Genomic DNA, 22,734 nt, shown 5'->3' on the forward strand with positions numbered 1-22,734 from the left:
TGCGGAAGTCGTACCGAACAGCCGCGACCAGATCTGCTCCTGCCTCGGCGTGTTGCGTGCTAGTCCGGTCAACAGGTTGTACGGGGTCTCGGCCCAGCAACGAGCAATGCGGTCCGGGTCGGTCGTGGCTCGTTGCTCCCACCCCTGGTGCTGCTCAGCGCAGATGCCGGTGCGAGGACAGGACTTCAACCCGTGCAGGGCGGGGACCTTCCGGCCCGGCTGGAGGGGGAAGACGTGCCAGCCGAGTTCGGCCAGGCACAACGCCCACGCGCGAAGCTGCGTCGTGGCGGTACTCACGCGGCCTCCTTGGGCAGGTCCCGCTGCCGCGCCGGAACGGCGGGGCGGGTGGGCAGGGTGGTGACGTGTTGGGTGTTCTTGTCGCTGTACATGCGGGTGTCGGCGTGGCCGAGCAGCGCGGGCAGGCTGCTGGTGCGGGCGGTGTCGACGGCGGCGCCGATGGAGACCGACACCGCCAGCGGCAGCCCGTCGATCACGTGGGTGGTGGTGAGGTGACGGCGCAGCTCGCGGGCGCGGAGTTCGGCGCAGCGGACCTCGTCCAGGTTCGTCAGCAGCACGGCGAATTCGTCGCCGTGCAGCCGGATCGGCACTTCACCGGGCCTGCACGCGTCGGCGAGGTCGGCGGCGATCGCGGTGAGCACGGCGTCGCCGGTGCGGTGGCCGTGGGTGTCGTTGATCAGCTTGAACCGGTCGACGTCGAGCAGCAGCAGCCCGGCGAGCCCGCCGCGTCCGGCGCGACGCTGCACCCGCCGGAACACGCGGTTGAGCGCGGCGCGGTTTCCGAGCTTCGTGAGCGGGTCGGTGTGCAGCTGGTGGTGCAGGCGGTGGGCGTAGAGCGCGGCGGCGCTCCCACCGGTGGCGGTAGCCATCAGGGCGAGTTCTGCGAACATGGCAGGTACCTCCTGGTGAGGGGGTAGGGGCGGCCCCGGCGCTTTCTCAGGGCGATGGCGGGGCCGCACCGCTACGTCGTGGGGTGGATCAGAGCGTCAGCTCGGCCTCAGGTGGTGATGTGGCCGTCGGCGCGGGCCTCGGCCAGCAGCTCGTGTTCGAAGCCGGGCGGGATGACCGCGTAGTCGCGGACGGCGGCGAGGACCACGCCGGGCGCGGCGATGCGGTCGGTCAAGTCGCCGCGGTCCACGACCGGAGTGCCTTCGGCGTCGAGGACGAGCCCGAAGAAGGTCGACATGGGCGCGTCCCAGCCGACGATCACGTCGTACTCGGGGCTACGGGCGGGGAGCTCGTGGCGAGACATCGTGAAATCTCCTTACAGCAGGCGAGAGATTGATGGGGGCAGAAGCGTTGGCTGTTCAGAAGCGGTGGCCGCTGCGCTGCGTCGTGGCGCTGAGCTGGTGAAGTGCCTTGTCGACGCGGTGGAACCCGCCGGTCAGGTAGATGCAGCGCTTCACCAGCTGGTGGAGCTGTTCACGGAGGTCCTGGTAGGCGTCACGCTGTTGCGGGGTCATCTCCAGCTCCGGGTCGTCGAGCACCCGGTCGACGCGCTTGCGCAGCGTGTCCGCGAAGCGGTTGAGGTTGATTCCGACGTCGATCGAGTCGCGAAATGCCTCCTTCGCCTCCTGCGGTGAGGCAGGCGCGTGGCGGGCGTCCTTGAGCGCCTTCGTGGCAGTGATCAGGTCGTGCATGGTGGTGATCAAGGCGGCCATGTGCGGTGTCCTCTCGTACGGGGTCAGAGCGCGGTGCGGGTGAGGTGGCGGGCGTCGGCGAGCCGGGCGGCGAGGCGTTCGACCCGGTCCCAGTGGCGGGTGAGCAGGGTGTGTGCACGGGCTCGGGCGGCGGTTTCGGTGAGGCTGCCGGGCGTGTGGCGGTGGGTGCGGCGGTAGTTGAGCTGGTCGCTGCGGCACGAGGCGTAGACCTGGCGGCGGGAGCGGCCGATGCTCTGCCCGGCTTGTTCGGACAGCCACAGTGCTTCGGCTTCGCCTCCGGCGACGACGGCGGTCAGGTAGCCGTCGACCTGGTCGTCGTCGATCTCGGTTTCGGCGATCTCGACCCGGCCGCTGGTGACGTTGCCGCCGTGGTGCCACACATGCATTGCGGTGACCTGCATTCCGGCGACGGTGTGGAGCACGGCGTGTCCGGCTTCGTGTACGGCGGCGGCGAGGACGGCGAAGGCGATGTCGTCGTCGGTCACGGTGGCCATAGCGGGTGTCCCCCTTTCTTCTGCGCGGGCGTGCTCAGGCGGCGATGAGGGCGAGCGTGGTGAGTGCGAGGCCGGTGAGCAGGCAGTAGATGGCGACGGCGATGCGCTGGTACTTGGTGATGGCCAGTACGGAGAGCACGGCGAGGTGCTGGGCTTCGTCGTGGGCGCGGCGGGGCCGGTCGAAGTCGTCGGCCAGTGCGGCGGGGTCGCGCAGGAACGCGGCCCAGCGCAGGAACCCGGAGCGGGCGTTGCCGCCGTTGAGGTTCGGGCGCAGCACCCACAGCAGCAGCACGACCGCGGCGGCGGTGGGGATCGCGGCGAGGGACAGCAGCACGACGGCGGCGGTGGAGACTCCGCTGCGCATCAGGGCGATGACTCCGGCCAGGACCGCGCCGAACAGGCCCAGCAGCGAGGTGGCTTTCGTGTCGCCGCGCTGCAATTCGGTGAGCACGCTGGCCTTGGCGTCGGTGACGCGGGTGGTGAGCTGGGAGCGGTCGGTGGGGGCGGCGATGTACTCGGTCTTCACGGGTCGAACCCTTTCCATTTTGGTTACTCTCCGTATCGTCAGGTGGGCGTGCGGGGTCGCCGTCCTGACGTCAATCAAGATCAACTAAGGGGGTTTCGCGCGCGCACGCGCGCGCTCGCACGTTGGTCGGGAGTGCGGGCCTGTGTCTGACGTCTGACGTCAGACACAGCCGCCTGTCACGCTGCGTGAGGCGTGTCGGTGTCCTCGTGCGGGGTGGCGAGCCGGTAGATGTCGGCGCGGCCGTCCTTGCCGACCCGGTGCAGGAGGGTGCCGGTGAGCTTGTCGAGTTCGCCGGAGACCCACGAGCGGCCGCGGCCGTAGGTGGCCTCGGGGTCCGGGAAGTCCCGGACGGTGAACTGGGTGCGGCCCGCGGCGGCCCTCTGCTCGATGTGACTGCGCAGCAGCGCCACGGCTTCCTTGCGCGTCGGACGGCCTCCGGGGAAGTCCAGGGTCGTGGTGTCGGCGGGCAGTTCGTGCTCGTCGTCGACGGTCAGCTCGGGGTCGGCGAGTTCGGGCAGGTCGATCGGTTCGTCGTCGAAGTCGGCGGCGTCGGCCGGGTCCAGGTTGTCCAGGGACTCGAAGTCGGGAGTCGGCTCCACGCCGTCGGCTCCGGCGACCATCGTGGGCTGGTCGGTGGCCGGGGCAGTCAGGTCGAGGTGGCGGGCGTCGATCGAGTGCATCGCGGGCCGGATGCCGGCATGGGCGTCGATCGCCGCGCGAAGCTGGTCGTCGGTGTGGTCGTGGGTCCGGCCCGGGGTGGTGTAGCGGGCCTCGTCGATGCCGGGTCCTTCGAGGTAGTTGCACCCCGGGCGCCGGTTCTTCCACCGGTCCGGGCGCGCCCCGCCCTCGATGGTGTCCTCCGAAAGCAGGTACCCGGCGTCTTCGATGTCGTTGACCCCGAAGCACCACACCCCGCCGAGCTGGGAGCGCACGTCGGTGGGCATGTTGCGGAAGGTCGCCTTCTGCAACGACAACACGAGGCTGATCCCGGCCGAGCGGGCTTCCTGCGCGATCCGGATCACGGTCTTGGCGTCGTCGAGGACCCGCGGGGACTCCTCGATCCACACCACCAGGTAGGGCAGCCCGTGCTGCTCGAACGCGGCGGGCACCCACTGGTCGTAGCCCCACTGCCCGAGCTGCGAGGCACGGTCGGTGATCAGGCCGGGCAAGCGCTTGACCGCCTTCTTGCAGGCCTTCTCCCCGGTCACCACCTGGTACGGGGCGTCGCCGAGGAAGCCGACCGTCTGCTCCCCCTTGGACGGGTCCATCACGATCAGCCCGGCGTCACGGCGGGTCAGGATCTCGGTCCAGGGTTCCTTGGCCCCGTGGGACTTCCCGGACCCGTTCATGCCCTGCACGCCGTAGTGCGTGGCGTTACGGCCCTGGGACTTGTCCCCCGGGAACAGGATGACCTGCGGTTCGGTGTCCTCGTAGACCCCGACCACCACCGGATCCATGATCGACCCACCCGGAGATGAGGGTCCCGGCCACGCGGTGGGGTTCTTGAGCACGTCGCGCGGCACGATCGTCATCGTCGCCTTCGAGGAGTCGTCCGGATTCTCGGTCACCCGCACCGCACCCTTGCCCAGCCCGAACATGCTGGCGATGCGGCCGGTGGCCTTCTGCACGTCGCTCACCTCCATCTCACCGCGGGGAAGCTGCAACCGGGTCGTGACCCGGTTCGGCTCCACCTGCGTGGCCGCGGGCTTCACCCCCGCCAACTTGACCTGCTCGAACAGCCCGTTCTCTCCGTCTTCGCCGTCACCACCGCGCTTGAGCGCCTTGTAGATCGACCACGACAGCGCCACCCCGGCACCACCGACCGCCCACAGCTCCAGCAGCGGCGTTTCGCCCGGCCCGGCGATCGTCCCCGCGGTCATCCACGCCGCAGTGATCCCGCTCGTGGCGGTGGCGAACTTCCGCGTCAGCGCCGCCCGGGCGCGGGCGCACTGCCAGGTCACCGCCGTGAGCCCCACCCCCAGCAACGACAACCCCGCCGACGCCGACGGCGCCACCGCCGGATCGGTCGCCAGCCACTCGTGCACCCCGTAGGTCACCGGCCACACCGCCGCATACCCCACCCACTCCGGCGCGTACGGCGCCAGCCGCGACGCCCAATGCTTCTTGGGGGTGTAGTAGCCGAACCCCTGCATCTGCTCGGAGACCGAAAGGTCACCGCCACGGTTGTTCTTGCCAGCCATCGTCTTCTCCTCTCCCGGTGGCCTTCTCGGTCCCCGAACGTCGTCTCACCCGGTCACTCGTCGAACTCGAAGCGCCGCGCCCGCTGCTTCTCCCGGGCCGCGGACACCTCCGGCGAGTAGTGCTTGAGGAACGCCATGTAGGTCGCCACCGTCGACTTCGACGCGACCTCGATCGCCGCCGCGGCCTGCTTGAGCTGGCGAGCCACCAACTTCGATCGGACCCGCGAGTCCATCCCGCCGAACTTCGGGTCGGCCGTCTTCACGTACCGCAACGCCGCTTCCAGCTCTTCCGCCGACACGTGCAGCTCGTGGTACAGCGGGTGGAACAACCGCCGCGCGTTCTCGCAGTACTGGCGGATCGACGACGAGGACACGAACTCCGGCGAACCCAAGATTTCCTTGCTCATCAGCGAAAACCCTTCTCTTCAGTGACTACTTCGGACACTCCGCCGAGCCGGTGCTCAGGCGGCGATCTCGGTGGACTCGGTGGCCATCCGGGCCCGTGCCGCGATCAGGGCCGCACGCGCGGTCTCGTAGCGGACCCCGAGCCGCCGGGGCGCTTCCCGGAAGGGCAGTCCGCGCTTCCCACCGGAGCGGCTGAGGTACTGCCGCTCCAGCCGCTCGGCCCGATCAATCAACTCGTCGGAAGGCAGCTCGGCCGCGCTCTCGCTACCGCTTTCCGCCCCTGCCGGAAGCGCTTCCGGAGCTGATGTCCTGGAGGTGTCGTGTGTCCAGTCCGGCCGCACCTCGCAAGCGCGCTGAACTGCACCGGAAACGCTTCCCGAGGTGCTTCCCGACGCTTCCGAACCCGGTCCTGCCGCCGGTGCGGCGGTCGGTTCCTGCACTGCCTGCTCGGCAGCGGCCGGGACAGGGGGGTGGGCAGCGGTGCCGGTGTTATCGGTGACGCTGGCAAGCGCTTCCGGCGGAGGGCTGACAGCCCGCAGAACCGGACGCCGCAACCACTTCGTGCGGGCGAGCTCGACCGTGCTCGGCACGTGCAGCAGCGTGACCGTGCCGTCCCGGTGAACCCTCCCGACAGCACTGTCCACCGCTGCCCGGCGAATTGCGCGAACCTGCCGACGCTCGCGGCGATCATGCCGACGCTCGTTGCGATCCCGCCCGTCGTAGACCGCCGTCACCGGCATGCCCGTACGGGCTGACCGGTACGCCGCGACCACCGAACGCACGGGAGTCCACCACCACCGGCGTCCCAGCCCAGGCGACCCGCACTCCTGCGGCGAACCGGCATCCAACGTGACCTTGATCTGATGGATGACCAACCCGGCCACGGCCACAACCGCCATCACCACCGCGGTGATCACGCTCGTCTCCAGCCCGTGCAGGAAGCTCAACCCCGCCATCGCACCGGCCACAAGCCACATCGCCACCAGCGCCCGGCCAACCGGCACACCACGCCGCCGCTGCCGAGCGATCTCGAACGAGATCACCCAAGCCGCGCACTCGGTCAGCACCGGCAGCAGCCAGCCCACCGGGCCGTAAAGCCTGCCGCCCTGCTCGGCCTGTGCCTGCCACGCCAGCACCATCGGCGCGACGATCACCGGCAACCACAACCCATACGACCGAATACGAGACCACGCCGCCGACACCGCCTCCGCACGCCGCGCGCGCCGCTTCTCAGCGACCATCTGCGACTGCTCGAACCGCTGCTGGCGATCCCGCCGCCGCTCCGCCGACACCGCCTGACGATCAGCCCGCCGACGATCAGCAGCATTAGCCTTACGAGCCTCGCTCGCCTGCACCCAGTCCCACTGACTCACCGCCGACCCCCCTTGCCCCGGCCGCCGTTTCCGGTGCTGATGCGCACCGTGCCGCGGCCCAGCGACCGCAACTCACCGACAACCTGCAACCACCACAACCGGCCCATGACCAGCCCCCACAACGCGCACAGCGCCGTGACTCCGAGCATCCAGCCCAGCCCCATCGCCACCAGGCCGAGCGACCCGGCACCGAACAACACCGGCAGCAGCAGCAGCTTCACCAGCCGCCACCCCATCCGGATCGGCAGCAACGCCACATCCACCGCCGCGCTCATGCCGCCTCACCACCCCGGATCACCCGGAACGGACGCAGCGGCAGCACCTGAGCCGGACGCGTCTGCGAACGGTGGGTGTGAGCGGCGGTGCGGTTCTTCTGCATCCGCACCAGCACCGACCGGCGCTCCGAACGAGCCTTGTCGAGGCGCCGCTGCGCCACCTCGTCCACCTGCCCCGCGTCCTCCGCGTCCAGTACCGCGATCTCAGCCGCCAACACCCGCTCGTCGGCCTCCACCACGGCCGGGTGCTCCGACAGCTCACCGCGCCCCGCCAGCAGCAGATCCTCCGTGCTCGGGCCGGACAGGCCCTCCAGGTAGTCCGCCGGGTACGGGTCCGGCTCGACGTCGCGCTCACCGAACGCCTGGCGCACCGTCAGCGCGAAGTACTCGGGGTCTACCTGCTGCATCAGCTCCTTCGCTCCGGGCTTGTTCGCTGTGGTTGAACCGATGTCGTGCATGAATCTCTCCTCCGACGGGACGCCTGAGCACCGAACGAGTTGATACTGGACCTGAAGCAGACCTGATGTCAACCTCAAAACAGACCTGTTGTCAGGTTTTTCTTGCGCCTCGCGCTTGGCTACACTCCTGAAGCAGGCCCGATTTCAAGCGAGGGGTGTATGGATCAGGACTTGGACTGGACCGCGGTTGGCGAGGCCGTCTCGGAGCGCATGAAGCAGCTCGGCCTACGGCAACGGGACGTCGCTGACAAGGCCGATGTCGGCCTATCCACCGTCCAGGAACTCGCGAACGGCAAACGGCGGGAGCGCAACCCCAAGACGCTCATGGCGATCTCGAACGCGCTGGACTGGCCGTCAGGCAAGATCGCGGCCATTGCACGGGGCAACCCCGACAGCGTCGAGCCGACCCTCGAAGAGCGGGTGTCCGCGCTCGAGACCAAGCTCGCTGAGGTGGTCAGTCGGTTGGCGGATCGCTGATCCGGTGTGGTGCGCATAAGAAAAAGGTATGTGCAGGTCAGTGCGATGTGGACTGACTGCGAGTACGGGTCTTGAAGGGGGTGGAGGCGCTGCGCAGGCGAAGCGACGACATGGAGCTGACTGCCAGTGAGTCTCCCGTCGCGGGAAGGGTTGCCGGGGCGGTTTTGGCCGCTATTCGGAACGAGGTGGGATTGACCCAGCAGGGTCTCGCGGAGGCCATGCAGGTGTCGCTGGCGACGGTCCAGGGGTGGGAGTCCGGGAGGCGACCGCTGATCAACCTGCCGATGGCGCGTTTCGGGAAGCTCCGCCGCGTGCTTCAGCTCTCGACGGTCACGTCGGCGCGCCTGATGGTTCTTTCTGAGGCCATGCAGGCGGACGAGATCTTGTCCGAGATCGGCAGCGAGGACCCCGCTACCCACCCGCTCACGCTCGTAGTGCCCACTCGGTTGCAGACCGAACTGCTCGCCTGGCCGATGACGGGTGTTCCGCCGCGCCAGCTCGCTGGGACGAAAGCTCGCTTGGACGTCGCGAAAGGCGAACGGGATCAGCTCGCCGCCGTCCTGCGCACCGTCGCGAGCCGGGCTGATCGAGGAGTCGAAGGAGCGATGCTCCGCAGGCAAGCGCAATACCTCGTCGCCGAGCACGCCAATTCGGCAGACTGGGTCGCGCAGATGCGGGCCGAAGACGTACGGGCGGCTCGAGACATCCGCGAATGGTCGCCGGAGTGGGCGGTCACCAGGTCGCGGGCGATCAGTTCGGCCGCTACGGGCGACCTGGAACCCCTGTCAAGGTTCATCGAGCACGGGCTCGGCACGGAGGCTGCGGTGAAGGCCAACCTCTCGTACTGGGCCTACTGGGTAGGCGAGATCCCCGAGCCCTGGACCAGCGATGCCGACATGCTCGCCGACGACCAGACCTGGTCGGGCGAGTTGCTGCTCAATTCCCTCCTAGGCGGACTGGAGAACGCCCCGTACCGAGATCTGTGCGCGCACGCCCTGAACGCCCTGATCCCGTTCCGCCGTGGGCTGGACCGCCCCGATCTGCGGCAACGAGTGCTCGCCGCGATCGACCGGTCGACGGCGACGCACGAATTCGCCCGTGATTCCCTACGTAAACTCGATCAGCTCTCCTACGCCTTGAGGAGCACCCATGCCTGACCAGCGGTTCGCTGAGATCATCGCGTTCGCCCACGAAGCCGGGCACCTCAAGCACACACCGCGCACCGGCTGGCTGCTCGGAGGGGTCCGCAATGGCGAGAGCGTGGCAGAGCACTCGTACCGGGTCGCCCTGCTCGCGTACGTTATTGCGTCCTGCGAGGGGGCGAATCCGGAGCGCGCCGCGACGCTCGGTCTTTTCCACGACCTGCCCGAGACTCGCATCGGCGATGTCCCGAGCGTCGGCAAGAAGTACGTGAGCACGGCGAGCCCGCACGACATCGTCAGCGACCAGACAGCTGGCTTGCCCACAGGCCTCCGAGACCGGATCGTGTCCGCGGTGGACGAACACGAGTCCGCCAAGACCGCTGAGGCATCGCCGGAATCCCGGTGCAGCCGGGACGCGGACAAGCTCGAATGCCTGCTGCAAGCCAGGGAGTACCAGCGGGAGGGCTACACCGAGCTCGATGAGTGGGTGCGCTCCAGTGCGGAAGCGGTGAGCACCGCGACGGGCAAGGCGCTCGCCGCCGCCGCGATGGAGGTCCCGCCGGGGGAATGGTGGGGTTCGTTCGCCCGCGCCGTCGGTAGGTAGCCGGAGCTGGCGAAGCGGTCCCCGGCTCCGTGGTCGGGGGCCGGTCAGACCTTCGAGTGGCCGGCGAAATGGGTTCCCCACGTGCCATTCACGGACACGCGGGCGTTTGCTAGGGTGTTTCCGCTGGTGAGAGCCGGTTCGGCGGAACCACTCAAAATCCGTACAGTGTCAGTTCGACTCTGACCGGGGGCACCGCCACTCACCAGCGGAAACAACCGAAGATCTGGATCTTGGTCTGGTCCGCTGGGTGTGGCCTTGGGCGAGCATGCTCAAGGCCGTATTGCTGCGCGCTCAAAGTCCCGCGAGCGCGGCCGGGTCCAGGCGCGAGCTGCTGGCTTCCGGGTGGTCGCGCACGCGGGCGTCGATCCGGTCACCGGCAAGCGGGTCTACCTACGCGAGACGATCAAGGGCACGAACGACGCCGCGCGCGAGCGCGCCGAGAAGGCCCTGGCGGAGTTGCTCAACCAGGTCAACGAAACTCAGCGCCGTCGACCGTCGCGCTCCCCCACGCATGGAGCGAGTGGCTGCGCGCCGGTGAGCTGGAAGAGAGCACGCGCCACACGTACGAGGGCTACCTCCGGCGCACCATCCTCCCCGCGCTCGGCGGGACAGCGGTCAACAAGATCAGTGCGCGGATGCTGGAGAGCGTCTACAGCGATCTGCGCCCGCACCCGCTGCGACGGCACGCCGCAGATCGAGAAGCACGCCCGCGACGGCGAGCACGAATGCGCCGAGTCCGGCTGCAAGCCGCACGAGGCGGATCCGAGTCGAGCGTCGCTGTGGGGAGTGCTGAACCGGAGCGGCGGACAGCACACGACGGCTCGCGCCTGCACGTCACCCGGTGACGTACACGATGATGTCCCGTGACGTTTCGAAAGTAGGGGTCAACAGGATCCTTTCGGCTAATGCGTCGGCGGCCCGTCCTCCGCAGACTTCGGGAAACACGTTGGACCACCGGAAGGTTCCCCATCATGAACGGTCGCGCCCGTCGTGACGTCGGCACCACGACATCGAGCACCGCATGAAGGAAGCGGTACTCGACGTCCTGACCACGCTCCTCGGCTCGCCGTGGTGGTACGTCGCCTTGTTCTCCTTCTCGGCGATCGACGGCTTCTTCCCCGTGGTACCCAGCGAGAGCCTCGTCATCACGGCCGGCGTGTTCGCCGCGAACGGGACGACGAACCTCGCCCTGGTCATCGCCGTGTCGGCGGCGGGTGCCGTTCTCGGCGACCACGTCTCGTACTTCGTCGGGCGGTTCGCCGGGGCCAAGCTGCTCAGGCACCTCCGGACCGCCCCCCGACGCCAAGCCGCGTTCGACTGGGCCAGCGGCACTCTCGCGGAGCGCGGCGGGTTGATCCTCGTCATCGCCCGGTACATCCCCGGCGGCCGCACCGTCACCACGCTGACCGCCGGGATGGTCGGTTATCCGCTGTACCGCTTCACCTGCTTCGACCTGCTCGCGGGCGTGAGCTGGGGTGCCTATTCAGGACTGATCGGTTACTCGGGCGGCATCGCCTTCGAGCGCAACCCGATCCTGGGTCTGCTGTTCGGCTTGGGACTCGCCCTGTCGGTCACGGTCCTGGTCGAGGCAGGACGGTGGCTCTACCGGCGCCGCCGCCCCGAGTCGGACGAAGCGGAACCCGAGAGCTCCGACGCGGTGACGTCCTCCCGGTGAAATCAGTCCAAACCCGCGTCGTGCACCAGGATCGCCGCCTGGACCCGGTTGCGGAAGCCGAGCTTGGACAACGACCGGCTCACGTGCGCCTTCACGGTCGCCTCGCTCATGAACAGCTCCCGGGCGATCTCGGCGTTCGACAGCCCTCGTGCCACAGCGCGGATCACGTCGTGTTCACGGGCCGTGAGCACGTCCAGCCGCCGGCGGAACTTCTCGACCTCCGACTGCTCGGTTTCGGCGAAGGTCGTCAGCAGCCTCTTGGTCACCGTGGGCGAGAGCATCGCGCTCCCGGCCGCGACGGTGCGCACCGCACCGAGCAGGTCCCGCGGCTCGGTGTCCTTGAGCAGGAATCCGACCGCGCCCGCGCGCAGGGCCCGGTGCACGTAGTCGTCCAGGGCGAAGGTCGTGAGCATGATGATCTTGGGCGGATCGGCGCGGCGCTGGAGTTCCTCCGACGCGGCGAGTCCGTCCATGGTCGGCATGCGGACGTCCATGAGCACGACGTCCGGCCGGTGCCTGGCGACGGCGTCCACGGCTTCCCTGCCGTCCCCGGCCTCGCCGACCACCTCGACGTCCTCGGCCGGATTGAGGATCAAGCGCAGGCCGGTACGCACCAGCGTCTCGTCGTCGACGAGCAGGACCCGAATCACGCAACCCCCTCAACCACTTCGCCCCGCGTCCGAACACCGAGGGTATCCCGTCACGTACGCGGCGAGGCCACCTCGTCATCATCCCATCCACGCCCTGACCGCCGTGTACCACGCCACGAATCCGATCCTTCCACCTGACGCCATCCACTCGCCCAGCCCTGTCCGATCCGACGACACAGCACGGAGATTCCATGATCACGGTGCACGACGTGACGAAGCGTTACGGAAGCACGACCGCTGTCCAAGACCTGACCTTCGAGGTAAGTCCAGGGCAGGTCACCGGGTTCCTCGGCCCGAACGGGGCCGGTAAGTCGACCACCATGCGGATGATCCTCGGCTTGGACCGGCCGACTTCCGGCGAGACCCGGATCAACGGCAGCACCTACGCCGCGCTACGCGATCCGCTGCGCGAGGTGGGAGCGCTGCTCGACGCACGCGCGTTGCACCCGCGCCGGTCCGCACGCGACCACCTGCTCGCGATGGCGCGGAGCAACGCCATCCCGGCCGGTCGCGTCGACGAGGTGCTCGACACCGTCGGCCTCACCGGGGTGGCCTCCCGGCACGCCGGGACGTTCTCACTCGGCATGGGCCAGCGGCTGGGGATCGCGGCGGCGCTGCTGGGCGACCCGCACACCGTGCTGTTCGACGAACCCGTCAACGGGCTCGACCCCGACGGCGTGCGCTGGGTGCGCGGCCTCGCGCGCTCGCTGGCCGCCGAAGGGCGCACCGTGTTCGTCTCCAGCCACCTCATGAGCGAGATGCAGCTGACGGCGGATCAACTGATCATCATCGGCCGGGGCCGGTTGATCGCGAACGCACCGATCAACGAGGTCATCAGCTCCACCGAGGAGGAAGCCGCGTTCGTCCGGACCGGAGACGGCGCGGACCGCACCGCCCTGCGCGAGCGCCTCGACGCCGCCGGGTTCACGTGCGAGGACGAGGACGGCGGGGTACTCGTGCGCGGTGCCACCACCGGTGACGTCGGCGACCTGGCGCACGAACTCGGAGTGCGGCTGCACGAGCTGCGGTCGGTCACTCCGTCCCTTGAGGACGCGTACATGCGTCTGACCGAAGGCGACGTCGAGTACAACGCGCCGGAACCCGGCCTTGACGCGGAAGTGCGGAGCTGACCATGACCGACACCACCTCGCCCCGCTCGGCCGCCCCCGGCCGCCGCAGCGCGCTCGCTGGTCCCGCGTCGGAGTGGACCAAACTCCGCTCGGTGCGCTCGACCTGGATCTCCCTCGGCACCTCGCTGGCCCTGGTCGTGTTCTACAGCGTCGTGCTCGGCCTGTCGGTGCGGTCGCTCGCGTCCGCCGGAGGCGCCGAGAACGGCGCGACGTCCGCATTGGACAACGCGACCGTCGGCGTGCTCTACGGTGGACAGTTCGCCCTGCTCACCCTGGCCGCGATGACGATCACTTCGGAGTACGCCACCGGCAGCATTCTCACGACGTTGCAGTGCCAGCCCCGCCGGGGACGGATGCTGATGGCCAAATGTGCCGTGCTGGCGCCGGTGTTGCTGGTGTGGGGCTTCGTGCTCGGGCTTGCCGGAACGGCGGTCGCGACGCTCGCGCTCGGTGAGTTCGCCGACGCCGCCGGTGCTGCCGAGTGGCTGACGCGCAGCGTCGCCGTCGGGGTCTACCTCGCCATGGCCGGTGTCCTCGTCACCGGCATCGGCGCGGCCGTCCGCAGCGTGGCGGGAACCCTCGCCGTGTCGGTGCTCGTGCTGCTGATCCTTCCGATGGGTTTGCAGGCCACGCCGATCCCCTGGCTGGCGAAGGCCGCTGAGTACATGCCGGGACCAGCGGGCATGGTGCTCATGGGCGTCGCCGAGTTCGACGGGTACGCGCCGTCGATCGCCGTGGCGGTGCTGGCCGGATGGGCCGCGCTCGGTTGGTGGGTCGGTTACTCGGTGCTGCGCTTGCGGGATGCCTGACCTGTCAGACCTTGCAGACCGAGCACCAGGTCGCGCACCCGGGTGGCCGGAATCCGGTCGCCCGGGCCGACGATGCCGTCCGGGAACGGGTCCGTGGACAGCAGGACCGGGCCGTGCTCGGCCGAGTCGGGGAGCCTGCCGTGCGAGCCTCGCACCCATCGCGGGTCGGTGGGCACCACGTTCATGGCATAGCGCAAACCGACGCGTTTGCGGGCCAGTCCCGTGAGCGCGCGGACCTTCGCCCACCTGTCCGCGGGGTCGAAGAACAGTTCCGCCGGATCGAATCCCGGCTTCCGGTGGATCTCCACGCCACGGGCGAAGTCCGGGGCCCGGTCCTCGTCCAGCCAGTAGTAGTACGTGAACCAGGCATCGGGTTCGGCGACGGCGACGAAGTCGCCCGCGCGGTGGTGGTCCAGGCCGTACCGCTGTTGCGCCGAACGGTCGAGCACCTCGTCCACGCCGCCGAGCGCGCGGACGAGGTCACGCACCTTCGGCTGGTCCGACTCGTCGGCGACGTGGACGTGCGCGACCTGGTGGTCGGCGACGGCGAACGCCCGGGATGCCCACGGATCCAGGTACTCCATGCCCTCCTGGGTGTAGACCTCCAGCAGCCCTTCCGCACGCAGGGCGCGGTTGATGTCGACGGGCCGCTGGACCGGGGTGATGCCGTACTCGCTCAACGCCACCACCGTCACCCCGGCTTCCTCCGCTTCGCGCAGCAACGGCGCCAGTTCGACGTCCACGTCCCGGGCCGCCGCGACCGCCTCCGGCGAGTCGGGGCCGAACCGCTGGAGGTCGTAGTCCAAGTGCGGCACGTACACCAGTTGCAGATCGGGCCGATGGTGCGCCAGCACGTGGCGGGCCGCGCCCACGATCCACCGCGTCGAGCGCAGGGACGCCGTCGGCCCCCAGTAGTGGAACAGCGGGAAGGGGCCGAACCGCTCGGTCAGCTCGTCGTGCAGGCTCGGCGGGCGCGTGTAGCAGTCCGGGGACTTGCGCCCGTCGGCGTGGTAGACCGGGCGCGGGGTCACCGCGAGGTCCGTGGACGCGCCCATCGCGTACCACCAGCACAGGTTGGCGGCCCGGTAGTCCGGCCGGACCGCCCTCGCCGACTCCCAGAGCTTCTCCCCCGCGACGAGCTTGTTGTGCTGCCGCCACAGGTGGATCTCGCCGAGGTCGCCGAAGTACCAGCCGTTGCCGACGATGCCGTGTTCGGCAGGCATCCGCCCCGTCAGGAAGGTCGACTGCGCGCTGCACGTCACGGCGGGAAGCACGGTGCCGAGCTCGGCGCGCGCGCCACGGGCCCCGAGCGCCGCGACGGACGGCATGTGGCGGAGCTGGGCAGGGGTCATCCCCACGATGTCCAGCAGCAGCACGGGTTTCATCGAAGCTCCTGTCCACGCGGGAGGACCGGGCCAGGCCGGTGCGCGAGGTTCCGCTCGGACCAGCGCAGTTCGGCGGCTATGCCGTCCACCAGGTCCTGTCGATGACGCTCGGGAAGCACGTTCCAGGTGTAGGTCTCGATCTCACGGTGCGGCGTCACACCTCCCGCGCAGGCCATCACGGCATCGAGCGCTTCCTCGATCACCCAGGTCGTCGCGCGCAGCGGCTCGACCGGTTGGCAGTGCAGCGGTACGTGGTAGTGCACGCGCCACGGCCCTAGCCCTGGAAGGGTGCCCACCGCGGCGTCGAGGTCATCCTCCTTGGACACCGCGCCGTCCGGCCCGCGCTCTCGGACCTGGTGCAGGTAGCGCGGTTCCGCGAACTCCGCCAACGACTTCCGCGCCCGCGGGTCAGCAGGGTCCGGGACTTCGAGGGCGGCCGAAACCTGCACCTTGAACACCTGCAGGCCGGCGTCGTAGATCTGACGCACGGCACTCCCCGGGTCGGCGTGGGAGACCGCGAGGTGGCAGGTGTCCAAGCACAGCCCGACGACGTCGGGGTCCACCCGGTCCCACATCCACCGCACCGCGTCCGAAACCTCGTCCAGGACGCATCCTGGCTCGGGTTCGATCGCGAGCCGCACCGGACGTCCACATCGCGACGTTTCCTCCCGGAGCGCGTCCTGGACGCCGTCCAACGCCATGCGTGCCCGCTCGCCGTCGGTGTCGGTCCATCCTTCGCGCCAACCCAACGGGAGCGTCGACATACTGCCGTACTCCGCGTCCTCGTCCAACAGTCCACCGAGGACGCGGGCGCAATCGACGGTGTACCGGGTACGACGAGGATCGCCCCAGCACGGCCGGTACACCGAATGCTTGACCACCGGATCGTGAAAGCCCCGGTACGGGAAAGCGTTGAGCGTCTCGACGAACAGCCCGCGCTCGCGCGATGCCCGCTTCAGCAGCGACACGCTGTCGGGATCGGCGGCCAGCACGGCGGCCACGTCCGCCGACAGCCACAGACCGAGCCCGAGCCGGTCCAACCCGGCCCGTTCCCGGATCGGGACCGCGTAGCGATCCAGCTGGTCGAGCAGCCCTGCCAGGTCTTCGGCAGGGTGGACGTTGGTGCAGTACGAGAACTCGGTCATGGCCGCCCCCCTGCCTCCGCGGTCGCCGGGCGTGCCCCGCGCAGCACCGAGTTGCCCGCGAACTCGACGGGCGTACCGGTGAACGCGGGAAGTTCGTCCAGCAACAGACGGCCGCTCCGACCGTAGAAGTCGACGGGATTCGACCACAGCACCTTGTCCACATCGGACTCGGTGAAGCCGGCTTCGAGCATGGCCAGTCCGGCTCGGTACGTCGTCAACGGGTCCGACCGGCCCCAGTCGGCGGCGGAGTTGACCAGCATCCGATCAGTACCGTACTCCCGGAGCAGCGTCACCAACCGGTGCTCGTCCATCTTCGTGTCCGGGTACAGCGAGAAACCCATCCAGCACCCGGACTCGGCCACCGGCGCGACGGTCACCTCGTTGAGGTGGTCGACCACGACCTTCTCGGGCGCGATGCCGGACTCCCGTACGACGTCGAGCGTGCGACGTGTCCCCTCCACCTTGTCGCGGTGCGGGGTGTGCACCAGTGCGGGCAGGTCGTGCGCGACCGCCATGCCGAGCTGACGGGCGAACGCCTCGTCCTCCTGCGGCGTCATCGAGTCGTACCCGATCTCCCCGACAGCGACCACCCCGTCCTTCGCGAGGTACCGGGGCAGGACGTCCAGCACCGGCAGGCACCGCGCGTCGTTGGCCTCCTTCGGGTTGAGCGCGATCGTGCAGTGGTGGCGGATCCCGAACTGCGCGGCGCGGAAGCGCTCCCATCCCAGGAGTCCGTCGAAGTAGTCGGTGAAGGACCCGACCGAGGTGCGGGGCTGGCCGAGCCAGAACGCGGGCTCGACCAGGGCACGGACGCCGTGGGCGTACATCTCCTCGTAGTCCCGCGTCGTGCGCGAGGTCATGTGGATGTGCGGATCGAAGATGCGCATGAATCGTCCTCGGGTCGTTCGTCGGTCGGGGTGCTGGGAACTCATGGCGTAGGAGTCAGTTCCGGGCGGCCAGCAGCCGGTCGGCGTCCCGGGGAACCGGCCGACCCGCCGCGCGGCGCTCGCGGGCGAAGTCGGTCACCATCCGAGCCAACTCGTCGTCGCGCCTGCGTTCCAGTTCCGCCACGGCCGCCAGCGGAATCCCGAGGAACAGGCACTTGAGAACGCCGTGACGCCATGCGGGCTGGTCGAGGTGACGCGCGGCGAATGATCCCATCGAGGCCGCGATCAGCGTGCTGTCGTTGGTGCGCAGCGCATCTTCGACGAGCGCGATCCCCGCGCCGGCGACCTCGGCCGGGATCACGTGCAACGCACGAAGGACTCCGCGTCGTTCCGCGCCGTCCCCGTACCGGTACAGCTCGCCGAGTTCGGCGGCGAGAACCTCGGTGGACACGACCGCGGCGAGGGTGGTCAGCATCGCGGTGCGTGCCCGGTCGTCCTCCGTCCCGTGCACCAGCCCCGCCGCGTCGACGTCGGCGCGGATCGGCGCCCGCCCGGCGTGCCGGCCTGCGGCGGGAAAGAGCGCTCGGATCGCCGTGGGATCGGCCCGGATCCGCGCCCGCGCCTGCTCGACCCACGCTCCTGCTCCGGAAAGCTCCCACCGGGATGTGGCCGGTTCCCCGCGCGCTCGACGCAGCGCCGTGATGGCCCGCCGTGCGACCGCCGGGGCGGCATGGCTGTGCCGTGGCAGCTCGACCGCCGCCACCCCTCGGTAGCCGACCTCGTCCAGGGCAGCGAGGGTGCCGGGCAGGTCGAGGTCGCCGTCGCCGAATTCGAGGTGCTCGTGCACGCCCGGCAGCATGTCGTCGAGTTGAACGTTCACGAGCGACCCGGCGGCCTGGCGGACGCACGTCGCAGCGTCGACGGGTTCGACCGCGACGCAGTGACCGACGTCGAGCGTGATGCCCAGGTACTCCGGTGAACCGAGCGCTTCGCGCACGTCGAGCGCCTCGCTCAGCTGCTGGACGAACATCCCCGGCTCGGGTTCGAGCCCCAACGGGACCTCGTTGCGCCCGGCTTCGTCGAGGACCTCGGCGATACCCGCGAGCAGTCGCTCCCGCGCCAGTTCCGGGGCGACGTGCGCTTCCCGGACGCCGGACCAGAACGACACGCTGTCGGCTCCCAGCTCGGCACCGATCCGCACCGCTCGTCGCAGGAATTCCACTCGCGGCTCCGGTTCCGCGCACAGCAGGGTCGGATGGTGCTTGCGGCGGGGGTCCAGCAAGTACCGCGCTCCGGTCTCCACCACGCAGCGCAGGCCCAGTTCCCGCAACCGGGACGCGACCCGAGCCACGTCCCCGGGCAACGTCGGCGCCCACGGGTCCAAGTGGTCGTGGTCGAGGGTGAGCGCCACAGCCGTGTAACCGAGTTCCGCGATCAACGTCAGCGCATCGTCGAGCCGGTGGTTGCTGAAGCCGTTGGTGCCGTAGCCGAGCGCGAACCCGCTCATGTCGGGCTCACCTTCTTGCCGAGCCGCCGCGCGAGCGGCAGCGCCGCCGCGATGACGACGGCCACCGCACCCGCACCACGGCGAGCGGCCAGCGCGGACTGCAACGCGATCATGCCGTGGATCCCCGCCGCGGTCGCCGATCGGACTGCGGGAGCGGCGGGGCCGCGCACCGCACGCAGTTGGTGACTCCCCACGAGACCGGCATAGGTCAGACCCGCTGCCGACGCCTGGACCCGGTGCCGGGCGGACGGTGCGGGCGACGCCACCACGGCGGTTCCCACGGCCACGGTGCCGCCGAGCGCCGCGACGGCGATCCCCCGGGACGCTCCGTGGACCTCGCCTCGGGACAGCGCGGTGATGCCCACCGTGTGCGCGGCGACGAGTCCGGCCTCGTACGCCGCCGCGCGCATGCCGGACCAGCCCGCGCCCAGCAGCACGTTCAGCGCGCGACAGGCACCCATGCCGACGGGTGCGGCAGGAGTGTTCTTGAGCACGAGGTCGTATGCGCACACCGTCGCCCCCAACAGCACCGCGATGTGCACCGCGTCCCTGCCTCCGCCGAGCGCCGCGAGCCCGACCCCCGCCGTCAGCAGTCCGGTCGCCGCCGCGATCGCGTGCTCGGCGGCGATCTCGCCGGACGGAATCGGGCGTTCGGGCCGTTCCACCGCGTCCTCGTCGCGGTCGGCCCAGTCGTTCAGGACCATCCCCGCCCAGTAGAACGCGGCCGCCGACGCGGGAAGGAGCCGGCGGCGCCCCTGCAAAGACCGCCCGGAGGCCACCGAGCCCACCACCGGATCGGCCCACGCCGTCAACGCCGCGGGTGCCCGGAGCAGCCGTATCCAGCGGCTCACGCGTCCGCCCCCAGCTCCGCGACCCACCGTTCGAACGTGCGGACCTGGTCGGCGAAACCGTGTTCCTCGCCTTCCACCGGATCCTTGAAGAAGCAGGCCAGTTCCGCGACGGGGCCGCTGAGTCCGGCGGCGTGCGCGCCGGCGAGCAAGCGGGTCAGATCCAGGACCAGCGGTGCGGCGAGGGCCGAGTCGTAACCGGACCAGGTGAGTTGGAGGCTCATCTCAGCACCGAGGAAACCCTCGAACTGCACGTGGTCCCACGCCACCTTGCGGTCGCCGAGTTCGGGCACGTTGTCGATGTGCAACGGGGCCGTCACGTCCGGCCCCAGCAACGCGCCCAGTCCACGGGACTTGGACGCGAGTTTGGCGGACGCGCGGTCGCTCTCGGCGAGCGTCGCGCCGTCGCCGCCGCCGAGCAGGTTCGTTCCCGACCAGGACCGCACCGCCAGCGCACGCGCGGTGAACATCGGAGCGAGCACCGTGCGCAGCAACGTCTGCCCGGTCTTGCCGTCCGAGCCCGCGTACGGGAGCGTGCGCTGACGCGCGTACTGCTCCAGCGCCGGGAGCCGGATGCCCGGGGACGGTGTGAAGTCCACGTAGGAACACCCAGCGGACAGGGCCGCGTAGGCGTAGAGGGAACTGGGTGGCAACACCGCCCGCCCGGGAGTGGCGAGTGCGTCCCTGAGCGCGGCGAGATCCTCGTGCCCCGGTTCCGGCGACAGCGGTGCCTCCGTCGCGGCCACGTTCACGACCACGACCCGAGCCAGGCCGCGGCGGTCCCGAAACCGGCTGATGTCCGCGGCGAGGCGACGCACCGTGTCCTCTTGCGGCTGCGTCGACCGGCCCGAGGTGCAGCCGATCGGGATATCTTCGTCCACTTCGGACAGGTCGTCCGCGATCAGCGGAACGAGTCGCTCGGGCAGCGATCCGGCGGCGGCGAGCTGCTCGGCGCGCTTGCGCAGCGGCGTGTCGACGACATCGTGTCCGCCGATCGCGATGTCGTTCCACTCCGGCACGTCGGCGGCACCGAAGCTCATGCCCTCGGTGACCGATCCGATCGGCGGCACCGCTTGCCGTTGCATCGCGAGCAGACCGCAGATCGCGGTCGTCCCGACCGACCCGCGGGCGCCCACGAGCCACATTCCCACATTCCCGGATCCCCCAGAACCCTGCAACGCCGTTTCCTCCCATGAACCCATTCGCATCGTCCGCTCCGAACCGCCCGCGGACACGTCACGGCGATATGTTTCCTTTCCCAGCACAGCAATCACCTGCGCGCCGCACCACCGCGGCAGATCTGACGGCCCGCCCCAGAAAGAAGATCATCCCAGTACCGCACGATTCCCGAGCGGGCGCGCGACACCCACCGGGACCGCGATTCGTGCCAAACCCAACCCTGCCCGGTCACCCACAACCCCGACATCCGCCGAATGCGAGTAAAAATACTCCGAGTGAGGCATCAAGCGCAGACCAGCGGAGCCTGACCTGGCATTTGCAGCGAGCACTTAAAAACCTTGCTCAGGCGGCACGCCGATCGGCTAGTCTCACCCGTGACCTTGATCAAGGTGAGATCGGGGTGCGTTAGGCGCACGGTCGAGCGTCGTGCGCCTGTCCAGCGGACTGGACGAAGATCCTGGGGGGATCAGACTTCCGCATGAATTCGACAGCTTCTAGCGGCGGACCACGGGGAGACGCCGTGAACGGCCCGGGAGACGTTCCGGGAGAATCATTCTTGAGAATGATCGTCGGTCTGCCGTCCGACGACAGCCGGGAGCGAACTCGTGCGCTGCGATCATGATCATTCGCGCGCTCGGCGGGGCCGGGCCGACCCGCGCGTTCCGTCACGCCGCGCGCGATCGCACATTCGCGATCGCGGACGTTCCGCCGCGTCCGGTGTTCACCTCTCCGGGAATGAGACCTGCCGGATCGAACGAGAAGGAATCATGAGCAGCACCAATCCGTGACACGAGAAATCGTGATCATCCCGGAGAACAGGAGGGCAGGCCAGCGTCCGATGCTTCAATCGGTCCTCTGGGGGAGGCACGCCACGCACGGGGCGCTGCTTCCAGGACCAAGGGTGGATCAGCTCGTGGAAACCGTTCCACCGACACCACGAGTGGCAACCGCACGTGAACGACGACCTGGGGGTCATCCATGCTTCGTATCCATTTTTCGGCGGACGATCTCCTCAGAACGAGGATCGCCGTCCCGCGTTCTCCAGTTGCCGAAATCCTCTTCGCCGCCGATCTGCTGTGGCAGCGTCGAGGCGCCGCCGCGTTCGATCCCTGGCGTTACGCCGTTCGCTCCCGGCTGGGGCCCCGAGCACGTCACCTCACCGAGTTGGTGCGTGCCGTGCGGCCGACCTCGGAACTGTTCACCGAACCACACCCGGATCTCGGACGGGCCGGATGCGTACGCCCCGTGCAGGACGTCCACAAGACCACCGCCGCCGTCCACGAGTTCGGCAGGACCGCCGTGCAGCCTTACTGGCAGCGCCTGTCCGTGCTCCTGGAGATCGAACGCTCGGCTCGCGGGCAGGCCGTTCTCAACGACGGCATCGAAGGACTGCTCCGCAGCCTGCACGCCACGGCGACCTGGGAGCCCCCGTTCCTCCAGATCGCGGGCCGCCCGGCGCGCAAGATCTTCCTCGACTCGGCCGGTCTCGTCATCACGCCGTCGGTCTTCCTGTTCGACCGCCCGACCCTGCTGTTCAGCAACACCGATCCGCACAGCACCCCCGTCCTGGTGTATCCGGCCCCGCTGGACGTGAACACCAAGCAGTTGTGGGCACGCAGCACGTCCGGCGGCAAGACGCTCGGCGCCTTGCTCGGGCGCACGCGCGCCGAAGCGCTGCACGCGCTGCTCGACAGCTACACCACCGGCGGGCTCGGGCAACGGCTCGGCATCTCGGCCGCCGCCGCGAGCCAGCACACCTCGGTGCTCCGCAACGCGGGGCTGATCACGACGCGCAGGCAGAAGAACGCGGTGTCGCACTCGCTCACACCGCTCGGACTCGCACTGCTGAACGGGGACGGCTTCGCCGAGAAGCAGACGTGACCGC

Annotated in this window: 27 protein-coding genes; 8 read left to right on the plus strand and 19 right to left on the minus strand. The window is 69.5% G+C overall.

What is annotated here, in order from left to right:
* The 11 genes from LCD35_RS04100 to LCD35_RS04150 all read right to left on the minus strand — a co-directional run.
* On the minus strand, positions 1 to 297 hold a 297-nt coding region (locus LCD35_RS04100), incomplete at its 3' end, for a bifunctional DNA primase/polymerase (RefSeq protein ID WP_225043722.1).
* The gene (locus tag LCD35_RS04105) at positions 294 to 908 is read right to left on the minus strand and encodes a GGDEF domain-containing protein (protein ID WP_304614361.1); all 615 of its coding nucleotides are present in this window, start codon (positions 906 to 908) and stop codon (positions 294 to 296) included. The genes LCD35_RS04100 and LCD35_RS04105, both read right to left, overlap by 4 nt.
* A gap of 107 nt (positions 909 to 1,015) precedes the next feature.
* The gene (locus tag LCD35_RS04110; RefSeq protein WP_224955892.1) at positions 1,016 to 1,270 is read right to left on the minus strand and encodes a hypothetical protein; all 255 of its coding nucleotides are present in this window, start codon (positions 1,268 to 1,270) and stop codon (positions 1,016 to 1,018) included.
* A 55-nt stretch (positions 1,271 to 1,325) separates the two neighbouring features.
* The gene (locus LCD35_RS04115; protein ID WP_224955891.1) at positions 1,326 to 1,679 is read right to left on the minus strand and encodes a hypothetical protein; all 354 of its coding nucleotides are present in this window, start codon (positions 1,677 to 1,679) and stop codon (positions 1,326 to 1,328) included.
* A 23-nt stretch (positions 1,680 to 1,702) separates the two neighbouring features.
* Entirely contained in the window at positions 1,703 to 2,173 is a 471-nt protein-coding gene (locus tag LCD35_RS04120) for a hypothetical protein (protein ID WP_224955890.1), read from the minus strand.
* Positions 2,174 to 2,207: 34 nt separating this feature from the next.
* Positions 2,208 to 2,699 (minus strand): Pycsar system effector family protein, encoded by a 492-nt coding sequence (locus LCD35_RS04125; RefSeq protein ID WP_225043723.1) that lies wholly within the window; start codon positions 2,697 to 2,699, stop codon positions 2,208 to 2,210.
* Between the two features lie 176 nt (positions 2,700 to 2,875).
* Positions 2,876 to 4,900, minus strand: a complete 2,025-nt coding sequence (gene traB / locus LCD35_RS04130; protein WP_225043724.1) for a plasmid transfer protein TraB — start codon at positions 4,898 to 4,900, stop codon at positions 2,876 to 2,878.
* A 53-nt stretch (positions 4,901 to 4,953) separates the two neighbouring features.
* Entirely contained in the window at positions 4,954 to 5,307 is a 354-nt protein-coding gene (gene traA / locus LCD35_RS04135) for a plasmid transfer protein TraA (protein WP_224955887.1), read from the minus strand.
* Between the two features lie 54 nt (positions 5,308 to 5,361).
* On the minus strand, positions 5,362 to 6,678 hold the full coding sequence (locus tag LCD35_RS04140) for a hypothetical protein (protein ID WP_224955886.1): 1,317 nt from the start codon (positions 6,676 to 6,678) through the stop codon (positions 5,362 to 5,364).
* Positions 6,675 to 6,953, minus strand: a complete 279-nt coding sequence (locus tag LCD35_RS04145; RefSeq protein ID WP_224955885.1) for a hypothetical protein — start codon at positions 6,951 to 6,953, stop codon at positions 6,675 to 6,677. Before LCD35_RS04145 ends, LCD35_RS04140 begins: the two co-directional genes overlap by 4 nt.
* Positions 6,950 to 7,360, minus strand: coding sequence for a hypothetical protein (locus tag LCD35_RS04150; RefSeq protein ID WP_224955884.1), 411 nt, complete (start codon positions 7,358 to 7,360; stop codon positions 6,950 to 6,952). Before LCD35_RS04150 ends, LCD35_RS04145 begins: the two co-directional genes overlap by 4 nt.
* A 210-nt stretch (positions 7,361 to 7,570) precedes the next feature.
* Here LCD35_RS04150 and LCD35_RS04155 point away from each other — a divergent pair, with 210 nt between their 5' ends.
* The 5 genes from LCD35_RS04155 to LCD35_RS04175 all read left to right on the plus strand — a co-directional run bounded on the left by LCD35_RS04155 (position 7,571) and on the right by LCD35_RS04175 (position 11,309).
* Positions 7,571 to 7,888 carry a helix-turn-helix domain-containing protein gene (locus LCD35_RS04155; RefSeq protein WP_225043725.1) on the plus strand — a complete coding sequence of 106 codons (318 nt, stop codon included), beginning with the start codon at positions 7,571 to 7,573 and terminating at the stop codon, positions 7,886 to 7,888.
* Positions 7,889 to 7,998: 110 nt separating this feature from the next.
* Positions 7,999 to 9,045 carry a helix-turn-helix transcriptional regulator gene (locus LCD35_RS04160; RefSeq protein WP_224955882.1) on the plus strand — a complete coding sequence of 349 codons (1,047 nt, stop codon included), beginning with the start codon at positions 7,999 to 8,001 and terminating at the stop codon, positions 9,043 to 9,045.
* Entirely contained in the window at positions 9,038 to 9,634 is a 597-nt protein-coding gene (locus LCD35_RS04165; protein ID WP_224955881.1) for an HD family hydrolase, read from the plus strand. Before LCD35_RS04160 ends, LCD35_RS04165 begins: the two co-directional genes overlap by 8 nt.
* A gap of 230 nt (positions 9,635 to 9,864) precedes the next feature.
* A complete protein-coding gene (locus LCD35_RS30665) occupies positions 9,865 to 10,479 on the plus strand; it encodes a hypothetical protein (RefSeq protein WP_225043726.1) in 615 nt (204 codons plus the stop codon).
* 176 nt (positions 10,480 to 10,655) lie between these two features.
* Positions 10,656 to 11,309, plus strand: a complete 654-nt coding sequence (locus LCD35_RS04175; RefSeq protein WP_224965945.1) for a DedA family protein — start codon at positions 10,656 to 10,658, stop codon at positions 11,307 to 11,309.
* A 2-nt stretch (positions 11,310 to 11,311) separates the two neighbouring features.
* Here LCD35_RS04175 and LCD35_RS04180 read toward each other — a convergent pair whose 3' ends face one another.
* Positions 11,312 to 11,959, minus strand: a complete 648-nt coding sequence (locus tag LCD35_RS04180) for a response regulator transcription factor (protein WP_224955878.1) — start codon at positions 11,957 to 11,959, stop codon at positions 11,312 to 11,314.
* A gap of 191 nt (positions 11,960 to 12,150) precedes the next feature.
* Between LCD35_RS04180 and LCD35_RS04185 the strand changes: the two genes are divergently transcribed.
* Positions 12,151 to 13,089: an ATP-binding cassette domain-containing protein gene (locus tag LCD35_RS04185; protein ID WP_224955877.1), complete on the plus strand. Its 939-nt coding sequence runs from the start codon at positions 12,151 to 12,153 to the stop codon at positions 13,087 to 13,089.
* Between the two features lie 2 nt (positions 13,090 to 13,091).
* A complete protein-coding gene (locus LCD35_RS04190) occupies positions 13,092 to 13,898 on the plus strand; it encodes an ABC transporter permease (RefSeq protein WP_224955876.1) in 807 nt (268 codons plus the stop codon).
* Here the strand turns inward: LCD35_RS04190 and LCD35_RS04195 are convergent.
* The 7 genes from LCD35_RS04195 to LCD35_RS04225 all read right to left on the minus strand — a co-directional run bounded on the left by LCD35_RS04195 (position 13,868) and on the right by LCD35_RS04225 (position 22,109).
* Positions 13,868 to 15,283: an alkaline phosphatase family protein gene (locus LCD35_RS04195; RefSeq protein WP_224965944.1), complete on the minus strand. Its 1,416-nt coding sequence runs from the start codon at positions 15,281 to 15,283 to the stop codon at positions 13,868 to 13,870. The genes LCD35_RS04190 and LCD35_RS04195 overlap by 31 nt on opposite strands.
* Positions 15,280 to 16,428, minus strand: coding sequence for a metabolite traffic protein EboE (gene eboE / locus LCD35_RS04200; protein ID WP_224977449.1), 1,149 nt, complete (start codon positions 16,426 to 16,428; stop codon positions 15,280 to 15,282). Before eboE ends, LCD35_RS04195 begins: the two co-directional genes overlap by 4 nt.
* A complete protein-coding gene (locus LCD35_RS04205; protein ID WP_224955873.1) occupies positions 16,425 to 17,315 on the minus strand; it encodes a TatD family hydrolase in 891 nt (296 codons plus the stop codon). Before LCD35_RS04205 ends, eboE begins: the two co-directional genes overlap by 4 nt.
* 55 nt (positions 17,316 to 17,370) lie before the next feature.
* Complete coding sequence (locus tag LCD35_RS04210; RefSeq protein ID WP_225043727.1) at positions 17,371 to 18,822, minus strand: EboA domain-containing protein; 1,452 nt, start codon at positions 18,820 to 18,822, stop codon at positions 17,371 to 17,373.
* Positions 18,819 to 19,673, minus strand: coding sequence for an SCO3242 family prenyltransferase (locus LCD35_RS04215; RefSeq protein ID WP_225043728.1), 855 nt, complete (start codon positions 19,671 to 19,673; stop codon positions 18,819 to 18,821). The genes LCD35_RS04210 and LCD35_RS04215 overlap by 4 nt, the downstream gene beginning before the upstream one ends.
* A complete protein-coding gene (locus tag LCD35_RS04220) occupies positions 19,670 to 20,815 on the minus strand; it encodes an inositol-3-phosphate synthase (RefSeq protein ID WP_224977450.1) in 1,146 nt (381 codons plus the stop codon). The genes LCD35_RS04215 and LCD35_RS04220 overlap by 4 nt, the downstream gene beginning before the upstream one ends.
* A gap of 1,006 nt (positions 20,816 to 21,821) precedes the next feature.
* The gene (locus tag LCD35_RS04225) at positions 21,822 to 22,109 is read right to left on the minus strand and encodes a hypothetical protein (RefSeq protein WP_224965941.1); all 288 of its coding nucleotides are present in this window, start codon (positions 22,107 to 22,109) and stop codon (positions 21,822 to 21,824) included.
* Between LCD35_RS04225 and LCD35_RS04230 the strand changes: the two genes are divergently transcribed.
* Complete coding sequence (locus LCD35_RS04230; protein ID WP_224965940.1) at positions 22,095 to 22,730, plus strand: helix-turn-helix transcriptional regulator; 636 nt, start codon at positions 22,095 to 22,097, stop codon at positions 22,728 to 22,730. The two genes, LCD35_RS04225 and LCD35_RS04230, sit on opposite strands and share 15 nt — an antisense overlap.
* Positions 22,731 to 22,734: the final 4 nt, after the last annotated feature.

It is taken from the genome of Saccharopolyspora sp. 6V, assembly GCF_020176785.1.
Taxonomy (GTDB): Bacteria; Actinomycetota; Actinomycetes; order Mycobacteriales; family Pseudonocardiaceae; genus Saccharopolyspora_C; species Saccharopolyspora_C gregorii.